The sequence below is a fragment of the Ketobacter alkanivorans genome, from assembly GCF_002863865.1.
In the GTDB taxonomy this organism is placed as follows: domain Bacteria; phylum Pseudomonadota; class Gammaproteobacteria; order Pseudomonadales; family Ketobacteraceae; genus Ketobacter; species Ketobacter alkanivorans.
The window spans coordinates 2,091,123-2,103,198 of the sequence record NZ_CP022684.1 but is presented as its reverse complement, the minus strand read 5'-3'; the positions used below and the strand labels follow the sequence as shown (position 1 = coordinate 2,103,198).

The following is a 12,076-nucleotide window of genomic DNA, read 5'->3' as shown; positions in this document are numbered from 1 at the left end:
GTGTTTTTGTGGCCATAGTCGTTCAGCTATTCAGTCGTTCTGCCGCGTATTTTGCAAAGTAGGTGAGAATGCCATCAGCACCTGCTCTTTTAATACAGTTTAATGACTCCAGTGTGACAGCTTCTTGATCCAGCCAGCCATTTTGAAAAGCCGCCATGTGCATGGCGTACTCGCCGCTCACCTGGTAGACAAAGGTGGGGGCACCAAACTGGTCTTTCACTTCCCGCACGATGTCCAGATAGGGCATGCCGGGCTTGATCATGATCATGTCTGCGCCTTCCTGTAAGTCCAAAGCCACCTCATGAAGCGCTTCCTGGCGATTGGCCGGGTCCATTTGATAGGTGAACTTGTTGCCGCCTTTCAGATTGGAGGCGGAGCCCACTGCATCTCGAAACGGGCCGTAATAACTGGAGGCATACTTAGCAGAATAGGCCAAAATACAGACATTAATATGACCGGCAGCCTCTAATTGCTGACGAATCGCTCCGATTCGGCCGTCCATCATGTCCGAAGGGGCTACCACATCGGCACCGGCCTCGGCGTGGGATTGGGCCTGTTTGATCAGGGTTTCTACGGTGCGGTCGTTCAGCACATAGCCTTCGGCATCGATAATGCCGTCCTGACCGTGGGTGGTGAAAGGGTCCAGAGCCACATCGGTGATCACGCCCATCTCCGGAGCCGCATCTTTAATGGCCTTGATGGCACGCTGAGCCAAGCCATTGGGGTTGTAGGCTTCTTTGGCATCCAGGGTTTTCTTATCCTGCTCGGTAACCGGAAAGATGGCTATAGCGGGTACACCCAAGCTGCTGAGGTGCTTGGCCTCTTGCTGTAGCAGGTCCAGGGACACCCGTTCGACGCCAGGCATGGAGGCAATCGATTCCCGTTGACCCTTACCTTCCAGCACAAACATGGGGTAAATCAGGTCGGAAGGGGTTAGGATCGTCTCCCGCATCAGGCGACGGCTGAAATCCTGTCGACGCATACGGCGCATGCGAGTGGCGGGAAATGGGCCTCGGTTTAGAGTTTTGCCTGTCATGTAGTAACCTTTTCACATCTGGTGAGTCTGTATCATACCGTTTTATTGAAAGTTCGTCAGAGTGCGTCCGCCATCTTTACTGGTGGGCATGGCGATAACAGAGGGCTTTATGCTAAAGAAAGTGTTAATTCTTGTGGTGCTGACGAGCGTTGTCATTGGTGCCTGGTTTGTGTTCGATCTTAACCAGTATTTCTCCTTTTATTACATTCAATCACAACAGGCTGCCTGGCAGCAGGCATTGCAGGATAACCCCCTTACGGTGGCGCTGGTGTTTTTTGCCGTTTATGTTTTGGTGACCGCGCTGTCTCTGCCTGGCGCAGCGGTCATGACCCTGGCAGCCGGGGCCTTGTTTGGCGTGGTGTATGGCACCATCCTGGTTTCGTTTGCCAGCACCATCGGTGCCACCCTGGCCTTTGTGATTGCCCGTTACATCGCCCGCGATTGGGTGCAGCAGCGCTTTGCGGAGCAGCTGAAAACCATCAACAACGGCATTGAGGCGGAAGGTGGCTTCTACCTGTTCAGTCTGCGCCTTATCCCTGCGTTTCCATTCTTCCTGATTAATATTGTGATGGCGCTGACCCCCATCAAGGTATGGCATTTCTACTGGATCAGTCAGATCGGCATGCTGGCTGGCACGGTGGTGTATGTGAATGCGGGCACCCAGCTTAGCCAATTGGAATCCATGCAAGGCATACTGTCCCTTGAGTTGATTCTCTCGTTTGTAGCATTAGGGTTGCTGCCACTGGCAGCGAAAAAAATAATCAGCAGTATCAGGGCGCGGCGCACAGCATGAGCGAATTCAAGAAACCCAAATCATTCGACCGCAATATGATCGTCATAGGTGCCGGGGCAGCCGGGCTGGTGACCTCCTATATCGCGGCGGCGGTAAAGGCCAAAGTGACTCTGATTGAGGGTCACCGCATGGGCGGGGACTGCCTCAATACCGGCTGTGTGCCCAGTAAGAGCCTGCTGCGAACGGCGGGCGTGCTGCATGAAATGACTCGAGCCCGTGAATTCGGCCTGCGGCCGGTGGAAATGGAGTTCGACTTTGCTGAGGTTATGGAAAAGGTGCAGCGCAACATCCGCGCCATAGAGCCCCATGACTCGGTTGAGCGTTATACCAGCCTGGGGGTGGAATGCATACAAGGGTATGCGCGCTTGAAAAGCCCGTGGGAGGTGGAAGTAAACGGCCAAACCCTGACTGCCCGCAGCATCGTAATTGCCACCGGCGCGCGTCCGGCCATTCCGCCCATTCCTGGTCTGGCCAATACTGGCTTCCTAACCTCCGATACCGTGTGGGATTTGAGACAAAAACCCAAGCGCCTGGCGGTGTTAGGTGGCGGCCCCATCGGTTGCGAGCTATCCCAGGCCTTCAGTCGCCTTGGTGTGGAAGTAACACAGATAGAAATGCTGCCCCGCATTATGATTCGAGAAGATGAAGAGGTCTCGGCTCTGGTGACGGCCAATTTCGCCCATGAAGGCATCACCGTACTCACCAACCATAAGGTAGTGGGGGTAGATCGCTATGCCCGCGACAAAGTCGTCATCTGTGAACATAAAGGCAAGCGGGTAGCCGTACATTGCGATGAAATCTTGGTGGCCGTGGGTCGAACCGCCAATACGGACAGCCTGGGGCTGGAGGAGCTTGGTATAGCCTTAAACCCCAATCGCACCATTAAAACAGACCCCTGGCTGCGAGTGCCCAACTATAAACACATACTGGCGTGTGGTGATGTGGCTGGCCCCTACCAGTTTACCCACACCGCAGCTCATCAGGCCTGGTATGCGTCCGTAAACGGTCTGTTCGGGCACCTGAAAAAGTTCAAAGCCGATTATTCGGTGATTCCGTGGGCAACCTTTACCCAGCCGGAAGTGGCGCGGGTCGGGCTGAATGAAATAGACGCCAAGGACAAGAACATCCCCTACGAAGTGACCTGCTATGGGATTGACGATCTGGATCGTGCCATCACCGATGAAGAGGCGTATGGCTTCGTTAAAGTACTGACCAAGCCCGGCAAGGACACGATTTTGGGTGTCACTATCGTTGGTCAGCATGCGGGTGATTTGATTGCCGAGTATGTTCTGGCCATGAAACATGGGTTGGGTATGAATCAGATATTGGGCACCATACACATCTACCCCACGATGAACGAAGCCAATAAATACGCCGCCGGGGAATGGAAGCGGGCCCACAAGCCAGACTGGCTGCTACGTTGGGTTGAGAAATGCCATAACTGGCGGCGCTAGCTAATACACCGTCATTCCAGAGGGTGTCGGTCGGTACCGGCTGTGTTTCTGCGGTCGAGTTGGCCGATATCCAACACCGGCGACGCATCGATAAGTTGTGCGTCCATCATGGTGGCGACACGCTGCAACGATGACACGATCATCATTTGCTCCCATTCCTGCAAAGCGCTGAATTGCTGCGTAAATTGCTCCTGCAATGGCATGGGGGCTTGCGCTATCACGGCTTTGCCACTGTCCGTCAAGGCCGCATGTACCTTGCGCTTATCTTCTGTTGAGCGTTCTCGTACCGCTAATCCCCGCGCCTCTAACCGATCAAGAATGGTGGTAACCGTTGCCTGGCTCAGCGTAATGTCGTTGGCCAGTTCGCCAATGGTGACACGTCCCTTATCCCGTATTGCCCGCAACAATAGAATTTGTGGCGCGGTAAGCCCAGTTGTTTTGGCCAGGTATTTGGAATGCAAATCGGTGGCACGGATCACTCTGCGTAAAGCCACCAAAACTTCATCAACTGGGTTCAAATTGTCACACCTCTGTATGTGTTGCGCCACGGATCTCCAGGGTCTAATCCGTGGAATCAAGCCTTTCGGCGATTATAAAGCAACCAATGCCAATGTTCGCAGACGTTTTGAGATCATTTTTGGCTTTGATTAATATTTAGTGTACTATGCACAAAATCGTGCGGGGTGCCCAACATTTGGGTCAATTTGTAGCATTATATGCATAAACACTCCAGTTTGTACGGTTTGCGAGATTTAAAAGTGTTTAGATGACTAAATGTAGGTGATATAGATTCCCAATGATTGATAGTGATAGCTTGTCAATAAGCTTGCGTCCGCCTGTGTCTGAGGATGGAAGCCGAGTTTTTAACCTGATCGCCCAATGTCCGCCACTTGATCAAAATTCCACCTACTGCAATTTGCTGCAATGCGCACATTTCGCCTCGACGAGCGTCATCGCCGAGGCCGGAAACCAGGTGGTGGGCTTTATTTCTGGCTACAGACTGCCCGAGAACCCAGAGGTTTTATTTGTATGGCAGGTAGCCGTAGGCTCTGCTGCCCGCGGCCAGGGCTTGGCAAAACGCATGCTGCGTAATCTTCTGGAGCGCCAAGGCAACCGGACTATCACCTCTATCCAAACCACCATTACCCAATCAAACGCCGCATCCTGGGCCCTGTTTGAAAGCATCGCCGGGGAGCTCAAAGGCGCACTGACGCACAAACCGATGTTTGATGAGGTAAACCATTTTGATGGCCAGCACGCAACTGAGCATTTGGTCACCATCGGCCCATTTAGACACAGCAGCGACAGGAAATACCCTGAACCTGTGAAGTTAGCCTCTATATCTGTATCTCACCCGAGGAAGAAAATGAAAATATTTGAAGAAATTGAATCTGAAGTGCAAAGCTACGCTCGAGCCTTTCCCCGAGTTTTCAACCGCGCGAAAGCCGAGTTTTTGTATGATCTGGAAGGCAACGAGTATCTGGACTTCCTGGCTGGAGCAGGCACGTTGAACTACGGCCATAACAACGATAAATTCAAAGGCAAGCTGCTGGATTACATCAGCGCCGACAGTATTAGCCACGGTTTGGATTTGCATACCAAGGCAAAAGGTGAGTTTCTGGAAGCCTTTAACGAAAAAATTCTTAAGCCTCGCGATCTGGATTACATGGTTCAGTTCACCGGGCCAACGGGCACCAATGCGGTAGAAGCGGCATTGAAACTGGCGCGCAATGTGACCGGTCGTGAGAACATTGTCTCGTTTACCAATGGCTTTCATGGCGTGAGCCTGGGGTCGCTTTCAGCCACCGGAAACTCCCACCACCGGGGAGCCGCAGGGGTGAGCCTGCCAGGCACCAGCCGTATGCCCTATGATCAATATTTAGGTGAGAACATAGATACCACAGAATATCTGGACAAGGTTCTGTGTGATTCCAGCAGTGGTATCGACAAGCCTGCCGCGGTGATCGTTGAAACGGTTCAGGGCGAGGGTGGCATTAACGTAGCCAGTATGGAGTGGCTGCGCCAGTTGGACACTGTCTGCAAAAAGCATGAAGTATTGTTGATAATCGATGATATTCAGGCAGGCTGCGGCAGAACTGGTAGCTTCTTCAGTTTTGAAGAGGCAGGCATCTACCCTGATATCGTCACCCTGTCCAAATCTTTAAGTGGATACGGGCTGCCTTTTGCGGTTGTACTGATACGCCCGGATTTGGATTTGTGGCGTCCAGGTGAGCACAACGGTACATTCCGCGGCAACAACATGGCCTTTGTTACCGCAAAAGCGGCCATTGATACCTACTGGAGCGATGACAGCTTCAGCAAGGAGATAAAGCGTAAAGGCCGTTATATCGAGCAGCGCCTCGAAAGTATTGTTGATCAATATGGCGAAGGAAACTTCACCGCGCGAGGCCGCGGCATGTTCCAGGGCATCAGCTGTGTAAATGGAGAGCTGGCCAGTAAAATTACCCAGAGCTGCTTTGCCAAGGGCCTGATAATCGAGACCAGCGGCGCAGATGATCAGGTAGTGAAGTTCCTTTGCCCGTTGATTATCAGTGATGAAAGCCTGAAGCGAGGCATCGACATCGTTGAGCAGGCTATCCGTGAAGTCTGTGCCAAAGAGGATTCCATCCCCGAAGAAATTGTATATTTTGAAGCCAAAAAAGCTTCCTGAAGGAGGGCGTAATGATAGTTCGTAACTTAAATGAAGCGAAGGAAAGCGCCCGCCGTATTGTGTCTCCTGATGGCAATTGGGAGAGCACACGGATGCTGCTTAAAGATGACGGCATGGGCTTTTCATTTCATATAACCACTATTTATGAAGGCGCTGATTTCCAGATGCATTATCAGAATCATTTGGAATCGGTTTACTGTGTCAGTGGTAAAGGCGAAGTTGAAACCTTGGATGATGGCAAGGTCTATCCGATTGAACCTGGCACCCTGTATGTGCTGGATAAGCACGACAAGCATGTGCTGCGTGCATTTAAAGAAATGACCATGGCCTGCGTGTTTAATCCTCCGCTGAACGGAAAAGAAGTGCACAACGCTGAAGGTGCCTACGAGCTGGAAGCAGAAACGATTGCTTGAGCTTTCTAAGTGCACTGCTATAGTGCTTTTAACTCCCAGAGAATGAATCTATGAATCAACATACCGTCGAAAAAGTAGGCGGCACCTCAATGAGTGACTATGCGGCTGTGCGCGACAATATTGTGCGCGGGCCGTCTGCAGCGAACTCGTTGTACCAGCGCATTTTGGTTGTATCAGCTTACAGTGGTATTACCAATGCGTTGCTGGAGCACAAGAAAACAGGCGAACCGGGCGTGTTTGCATTGTTCGCCAATACCGTGAACGACGATAGTTGGCAATTGGCCTTGGGCAAAGTTGCTGACCAAATGCGTCGTATTAATGACTCTTTGTTCAAGCATGAAGCCCTGGAACGTGCCGATCAGTTTATACAAGAGCGACTGGATGAGGCTGAGCAGTGCCTCAGTGATTTACAGCGGCTGTGTCGGCATGGCCACTTTGCTCTCGAGTCACACCTGGCAACAGTACGAGAAATGCTCTCAAGCATCGGTGAAGCCCACAGCGCTTGGAATACAGCCGAACTGCTGAAGCAGGATGGTGTGAACGCCCGTTTTGTCGATTTGACTGGGTGGCGGTCAAAACATTACCTGTCCCTGGATGATCGAATTAGGCAGTCACTGTTAGATGTGGATCTAAGTTGCGAACTGCCCATTGTTACCGGCTATGCCCACAGCGAAGAGGGTTTAATGTCGACCTTTGATCGAGGGTATAGCGAGATGACCTTCAGTCGTATCGCTGTTCTCACCGAGGCACGCGAAGCGATTATTCATAAAGAGTTTCATCTAAGCAGCGCTGATCCTAAAATTGTAGGGGAGGCTAACGCAGTACCTATCGGCCGTACCAACTATGATGTAGCGGATCAGCTGGGCAATTTGGGTATGGAGGCCATTCATCCCAATGCTGCCAAAGGGATGCGCAAGAACAACATTCCATTAAGGGTAAAAAACACCTTTGAGCCCGAGCATAACGGTACCCTGATCACCTGTGACTACATCAGCGATGCACCTCGTGTGGAAATTATCGCAGGTTGTCGTGGCATCTATGCGTTGGAATTATTCGATCAGGATATGGCGGGCAATTTAACCCACTATGATCGTGAGATCCTCGCGATGATCAGACGTTTTCGAGTGCAGATCGTGTCCAAGGACATCAATGCCAATACCATTACCCATTACTTGTCAGCCAGCTTGAAAGAGATTAAGCGCATCCGGCGGGAGCTGGAGAGTGTGTTCCCAGATGCTGAAATCAATCAGCAGAAGGTTGCGATTGTGTCGGCGTTTGGGAGTGATATGAAACAGTCTGGCATGTTGGCGAGTGCGGTGTGCGCCTTGGCGGATCAGAACATCAACGTGTTGGCGATGCACCAATCCCTGCGCCAGGTGGATATGCAGTTTGTGATCGACGAAGAGGATTACGAAAACGCTGTTCGCAGTTTACATAGCTGTTTGGTTGAGGTGCACGACCACGGGAGAGCGATATGTCTCGCCAGCTAGGCTTTTGGGTTGTCTTGTGCTGCATGTTGCTGCCTGGTTTGGCAGCGGCAGAAACCGACACCGCTGATACAGAGCGTGAAGAAAAGAGTCGCGAGCATATTGAGCAGCTGGATAAGCCGCTCTACAACCCGTTTGTTGAGCGCTATGTGCTGGATGATTTGAAACAGTTGCGCATTGATATGGCGAACCAGAGAGTTCAGCTGACCCAGCAGATGCTGGACAGAGAACATTCTGCTATCGATCGCGCTGTGTCGTATTCAACTAACACCGTGACCTATTTTTTCTATCTGATTGCCGGAGCCACCTCGGTTCTGGTTTTGGTGGGCTGGTCATCGTTGCGAGAGATAAAAGAACGGGTGCATACGGTCGCCGACGATGAAATATCCAAGTTGGTGGCTGAATATGAGGAGCGCCTGCGCAGCATTGAATCTCAATTGAATCTGAAAACCCGGCACATTGAAGAAAACCGGGAAGAGATAGAGCTGACTCGCGAAATTCAAGCGCTTTGGTTGCGTGCTCAGCAAGATAATGGCCCCAGTAGCAAAATTGTAATTTATGATCAGATATTGAAATTGCATCCTGATGATGTTGAAGCGTTGACCTATAAGGCAGACGCAGTACTGGAGCTGAATGAGCCCCAATGGGCGGCCAACTTGTGTCACCAGGCATTGGTGATTGATCCCAATAATGGCCATGCGTTTTATCAGCTGGCATGCGCTTATGCCGCGCTGAACCAGAAAGAGGAAGCCGTGCGCTTCTTGCAGAGCGCCCTGCAGGTGAGTGACTCCTACCGAGTTGAAATGATTACCGATCCAGCGCTGGATAAGCTGCGTGATTTTGAAGCCTTTCGCCAGTTGATTGGCTGAACCTTATCCGTGTAGGATATTCTGGATTGTCGCCGGGCGAGGGGAGCCTGTTGCCGGTGATACCAAAAGTGCACTGACCTGCCCCAAGTGTGCCCGTCTGATGACCAAGTATCTGATCACCGGCAATCAGGATAACCGCATAGATCTGTGTGGGTCGTGTGATGAAGCTTGGCTTGACGGGGGTGAATGGACGCTGCTCAAATCCCTTGATCTGGCCAAAATGCTTCCTTCTGTGTTCACTGATCAGTGGCAGAAGCGGGTAAGAAAGGATGTGACCGAGCAGCAGCGTTTCAAGCGTTTGCAGAATGTGGTGGGCAATTCAGAGGCGGAGCGGGCACAAGAGGTGGCGGTTTGGTTGAAAGCGAGCCCCAACAGAAGCACGATTCTCCATTATTTGAACTCTGACTGAGCATGCGTTTTGGTGCTTTCTTGTTCAAATATAAGGCTTTTTTGGTGATTTTGAACAAGAAGCACACAGGGATAGAAAATTCGTAAATATCACTGGACAATCGCAAGTTCTCTCTATACTCTAACTTGCAGCTAGAAAGAAAGCCTGATTTTTGAATCCTACATTTCGTTGTCTTACTTGTAATACTCGTCCTGCAGTTTCTAAATTTAAGTCTAGTTTTCCGTGCTACCCGTCGCTTCTTAGAGGCGAATATTTTTTTAAATTTCAGGATTTTATCATGTCAAACAAAGTAAAAGGCACCGTTAAGTGGTTCAACGAATCTAAAGGTTTTGGTTTCATCGAGCAAGAGTCTGGCCCTGATGTGTTCGCACATTTCAGCGCTATTCAGAGCTCTGGATTCAAAACTCTGGCTGAAGGCCAGCAGGTTGAGTTCACTGTGACTCAGGGCCAGAAAGGTCCTCAAGCCGAGAATATCGTAGCAATCTAATTTCGATTGGATTGTGAAAAAGGGCAGCCCTTCGGGTCTGCCCTTTTTTTTGCTTTTAATTCTGCAAAGGAGGGTTGTTAATGCAATATCAGGGTGGTTGTCATTGTGGCGCGGTACGATTTCTTATAGAAGCACCTGAGCATATTGAATGTGCGGATTGCAATTGTTCGATTTGCTCCAAGTCGGGCTACTTGCATTTGATTCTGCCCAAATCGAAGTTTCAGCTGCTCAGCGGTGAAGATAATCTGACCACCTATACCTTCAATACCGGTGTGGCCAAGCATTCGTTCTGTAAGACCTGCGGTGTAAAGTCATTTTATATACCCCGATCCAATCCTGACGGGGTGGATGTGAATGTACGTTGCCTGGATACGCGTCCGCCGCAGCTTACCATCGAGCCGTTTGATGGGCAGAACTGGGAGCAGCACGCTCACAAGGTGGCGCATTTAAGTCAGGAATCGTAAGCTGTTGTGGTGTTTAACGAATCGAAGTGGAGGCTGAATATGAGCAAAAAAGTAGCAGTGATATTGTCTGGTTGCGGTGTGTTCGATGGTGCTGAAGTTTATGAGGCAACACTGGTGCAGTTGCGTCTGGATGAGGCGGGTGTGGAGTATCAATGTATGGCTCCTAACGTGAATCAGATGCACGTTTTGAATCATATTACCGGTCAGGAAATGCAGGAAACCCGCAATGTTATGGTGGAAGCTGCGCGTTTGTGCCGCGGTAATATTGTGGATCTGGCGGAGGCGAACCCGAATGACTATGACGCTGTGATCGTGCCTGGTGGTTTTGGGGTAGCCAAGAACCTGTCATCGTTTGCGGTGGATGGTACCGACATGACCATCAACGCAGATCTGGTGAGGTTTGTACAAGGCATACACAAGCAGAGCAAGCCTGTAGGGTTGGTGTGCATCGCTCCGGCTCTGGCACCAAAACTGTTTGGTGAGGGGGTGGCATGCACTTTAGGCAGTAGCGAAGATGATGCAGCCAAAGCCGTAATGGCCATGGGGGCCAATCATGTCCCCTGTGCTGTGGACGAAGTGTGCATTGATGAGGAGCGCAAATTGGTGACGACGCCAGCGTACATGCTGGATATTCGCATCAGTCAGGCAGCGGTCGGTATTGGTAAGCTGGTGGAGGCAGTGTTGGCGCGAGCCTGAGGTACGAATATAAGATTGGTTTTACTCTTTTGCATTGTGCTTTTTAAAGCCGCGCCGCAGCACTGCTAACGCCAGGATGGCGTTCAACAGGGCTGCGGCCCCGTAGGGCGCCATCGTATTGAATTCATACAGCACAGCCCCTATTGTCGGCCCAAGGATAAAGCCCAGGGCCGGTGCGCCGGCGATAACCCCGGCCACTGCCCCTTGCTCCTCCGCCGGGACAGACAGCGACGCAGAAGCAGAGAAGCCTGGCAACGCCAAACCGAAACCAAAGCCGATGAAGGAAAACGCGATCAGAGCCTCGCGCTCAGACTGCAATGCCATCAATGTCAGGTACCCTGCCAGCATCAAAGGTAAGCCGAGAAACAGCAATCTTGTAGGGGCCAGTTTCAGTCTGGCCACCACAATCAGTTGCGCCGTGAGAGCAAACACGGCGGAGTAGATAAAGGCGTGCGCCACTATGGTGGCGGTTGCTTCTGCCGATATTTGCAGTCGATCCTGTACCAGATATCCTACGGTTTGCTGGCACATGGCGTAGCCCAGAAACATCAGCACCCCGATCAGTAACGTGGCTGAGTAGCGGGGATCAAAGTAGGAACGCAAGGTGCTGAGAATTTCCCTGCCCACATGTACGGCTTTGGTCGGTTCAGCGATGACGTGTCTTGGCAGCAGTTTCCAGACCACAGCGGCGGCCAACAGGGTAATGGCGCTGGCTGCCAGCAAGGGTGCCAGTAAGTGCAGCAGAATCAGTGGAGCGGCGACAGCCGGGCCCAGTATCGTACCCAGACTGTGTCCCGACCCCAGCAGGCCCATGCCTTTAACGCGTTGTTCTGGCGTCGTTATATCCGCCATGTAGGCGGTTGCCGCAGGGGTTGTTGCACCCATTAAGGTGGATTGCAGCATGCGGGCAATGGACAGCGCCACGAACAGCAACGTACCTTGCATCCAGCCCTCCAGCCCCAGATAGAATGCGCCAGAGAACAGAAGTGTGCCAAACGTGTAGCCACACAAACCAATCAGCATGACTTTGCGCCGCCCCTGGACACTGCTGACTCGTCCCCAAACACCGCTACTCAGTGCAAACACAATGGAAGACAGTGAGATGATCAAGCCCCCATGAATCTCCTGCAGTCCGACACTGCGAATCAGGGGAGCCAACACCGCGAATACGATGAATTGCCCCATGCCGATGCTGATGATGCAAAACAGGAGAATGAACTGAACGAGTCGGAGCTGGGGCATGGGTCGGCTTACTTTTATGTCTGATTGGTCATTCTATGTTGCAGGGCGGAATGGG

At 51.6% G+C, this 12,076-nt stretch carries 13 protein-coding genes and 1 pseudogene; 11 read left to right on the top strand and 3 right to left on the bottom strand.

Annotation, left to right across the window (positions count from 1 at the left end; translation table 11 throughout):
* Window positions 1–22: 22 nt before the first annotated feature.
* The gene (hemB, locus tag Kalk_RS09095) at window positions 23–1,036 is read right to left on the bottom strand and encodes a porphobilinogen synthase (RefSeq protein ID WP_101893931.1); all 1,014 of its coding nucleotides are present in this window, start codon (window positions 1,034–1,036) and stop codon (window positions 23–25) included.
* A 109-nt stretch (window positions 1,037–1,145) separates the two neighbouring features.
* Here hemB and Kalk_RS21675 point away from each other — a divergent pair, with 109 nt between their 5' ends.
* The gene (locus Kalk_RS21675) at window positions 1,146–1,829 is read left to right on the top strand and encodes a TVP38/TMEM64 family protein (protein ID WP_324774637.1); all 684 of its coding nucleotides are present in this window, start codon (window positions 1,146–1,148) and stop codon (window positions 1,827–1,829) included.
* Window positions 1,826–3,283: a dihydrolipoyl dehydrogenase family protein gene (locus Kalk_RS09090; protein ID WP_324774635.1), complete on the top strand. Its 1,458-nt coding sequence runs from the start codon at window positions 1,826–1,828 to the stop codon at window positions 3,281–3,283. The genes Kalk_RS21675 and Kalk_RS09090 overlap by 4 nt, the downstream gene beginning before the upstream one ends.
* A gap of 11 nt (window positions 3,284–3,294) precedes the next feature.
* On the opposite strand, the gene Kalk_RS09085 is transcribed toward Kalk_RS09090, so the two are convergent.
* Complete coding sequence (locus Kalk_RS09085; protein WP_101893930.1) at window positions 3,295–3,801, bottom strand: MarR family winged helix-turn-helix transcriptional regulator; 507 nt, start codon at window positions 3,799–3,801, stop codon at window positions 3,295–3,297.
* Window positions 3,802–4,079: 278 nt separating this feature from the next.
* Here Kalk_RS09085 and ectA point away from each other — a divergent pair.
* The 9 genes and pseudogenes from ectA to elbB all read left to right on the top strand — a co-directional run.
* Window positions 4,080–4,562: pseudogene (ectA, locus tag Kalk_RS21340) on the top strand (diaminobutyrate acetyltransferase); the annotation flags it as partial.
* A gap of 87 nt (window positions 4,563–4,649) precedes the next feature.
* A complete protein-coding gene (gene ectB / locus Kalk_RS09080) occupies window positions 4,650–5,954 on the top strand; it encodes a diaminobutyrate--2-oxoglutarate transaminase (RefSeq protein WP_199768073.1) in 1,305 nt (434 codons plus the stop codon).
* An 11-nt stretch (window positions 5,955–5,965) separates the two neighbouring features.
* Window positions 5,966–6,367 carry an ectoine synthase gene (locus tag Kalk_RS09075; protein WP_101893928.1) on the top strand — a complete coding sequence of 134 codons (402 nt, stop codon included), beginning with the start codon at window positions 5,966–5,968 and terminating at the stop codon, window positions 6,365–6,367.
* 50 nt (window positions 6,368–6,417) lie between these two features.
* Window positions 6,418–7,857, top strand: a complete 1,440-nt coding sequence (locus tag Kalk_RS09070; protein WP_101893927.1) for an aspartate kinase — start codon at window positions 6,418–6,420, stop codon at window positions 7,855–7,857.
* Window positions 7,842–8,723: a TPR end-of-group domain-containing protein gene (locus tag Kalk_RS09065; RefSeq protein WP_158643399.1), complete on the top strand. Its 882-nt coding sequence runs from the start codon at window positions 7,842–7,844 to the stop codon at window positions 8,721–8,723. The genes Kalk_RS09070 and Kalk_RS09065 overlap by 16 nt, the downstream gene beginning before the upstream one ends.
* A 100-nt stretch (window positions 8,724–8,823) precedes the next feature.
* Complete coding sequence (locus tag Kalk_RS09060; protein WP_101893926.1) at window positions 8,824–9,132, top strand: TFIIB-type zinc ribbon-containing protein; 309 nt, start codon at window positions 8,824–8,826, stop codon at window positions 9,130–9,132.
* A gap of 277 nt (window positions 9,133–9,409) precedes the next feature.
* Window positions 9,410–9,619, top strand: a complete 210-nt coding sequence (locus Kalk_RS09055; protein WP_101893925.1) for a cold-shock protein — start codon at window positions 9,410–9,412, stop codon at window positions 9,617–9,619.
* An 80-nt stretch (window positions 9,620–9,699) separates the two neighbouring features.
* Window positions 9,700–10,083 carry a GFA family protein gene (locus tag Kalk_RS09050; RefSeq protein ID WP_101893924.1) on the top strand — a complete coding sequence of 128 codons (384 nt, stop codon included), beginning with the start codon at window positions 9,700–9,702 and terminating at the stop codon, window positions 10,081–10,083.
* A gap of 39 nt (window positions 10,084–10,122) precedes the next feature.
* Window positions 10,123–10,779, top strand: a complete 657-nt coding sequence (elbB, locus tag Kalk_RS09045; protein ID WP_101893923.1) for an isoprenoid biosynthesis glyoxalase ElbB — start codon at window positions 10,123–10,125, stop codon at window positions 10,777–10,779.
* Window positions 10,780–10,800: 21 nt separating this feature from the next.
* Here elbB and Kalk_RS09040 read toward each other — a convergent pair whose 3' ends face one another.
* The gene (locus tag Kalk_RS09040) at window positions 10,801–12,021 is read right to left on the bottom strand and encodes an MFS transporter (protein WP_101893922.1); all 1,221 of its coding nucleotides are present in this window, start codon (window positions 12,019–12,021) and stop codon (window positions 10,801–10,803) included.
* Window positions 12,022–12,076 lie beyond the last annotated feature (55 nt).

Excerpts from the sequence above, each read along its gene's own strand:
- hemB (WP_101893931.1), bottom strand. The coding sequence starts at position 1,036 with ATGACAGGCAAAACTCTAAACCGAGGCCCATTTCCCGCCACTCGCATG.
- Kalk_RS21675 (WP_324774637.1), top strand. The coding sequence starts at position 1,146 with ATGCTAAAGAAAGTGTTAATTCTTGTGGTGCTGACGAGCGTTGTCATT.
- Kalk_RS09090 (WP_324774635.1), top strand. The coding sequence starts at position 1,826 with ATGAGCGAATTCAAGAAACCCAAATCATTCGACCGCAATATGATCGTC.
- ectB (WP_199768073.1), top strand. The coding sequence starts at position 4,650 with ATGAAAATATTTGAAGAAATTGAATCTGAAGTGCAAAGCTACGCTCGA.
- Kalk_RS09075 (WP_101893928.1), top strand. The coding sequence starts at position 5,966 with ATGATAGTTCGTAACTTAAATGAAGCGAAGGAAAGCGCCCGCCGTATT.
- Kalk_RS09070 (WP_101893927.1), top strand. The coding sequence starts at position 6,418 with ATGAATCAACATACCGTCGAAAAAGTAGGCGGCACCTCAATGAGTGAC.
- Kalk_RS09065 (WP_158643399.1), top strand. The coding sequence starts at position 7,842 with ATGTCTCGCCAGCTAGGCTTTTGGGTTGTCTTGTGCTGCATGTTGCTG.
- Kalk_RS09060 (WP_101893926.1), top strand. The coding sequence starts at position 8,824 with ATGACCAAGTATCTGATCACCGGCAATCAGGATAACCGCATAGATCTG.
- Kalk_RS09055 (WP_101893925.1), top strand. The coding sequence starts at position 9,410 with ATGTCAAACAAAGTAAAAGGCACCGTTAAGTGGTTCAACGAATCTAAA.
- Kalk_RS09050 (WP_101893924.1), top strand. The coding sequence starts at position 9,700 with ATGCAATATCAGGGTGGTTGTCATTGTGGCGCGGTACGATTTCTTATA.
- elbB (WP_101893923.1), top strand. The coding sequence starts at position 10,123 with ATGAGCAAAAAAGTAGCAGTGATATTGTCTGGTTGCGGTGTGTTCGAT.
- Kalk_RS09040 (WP_101893922.1), bottom strand. The coding sequence starts at position 12,021 with ATGCCCCAGCTCCGACTCGTTCAGTTCATTCTCCTGTTTTGCATCATC.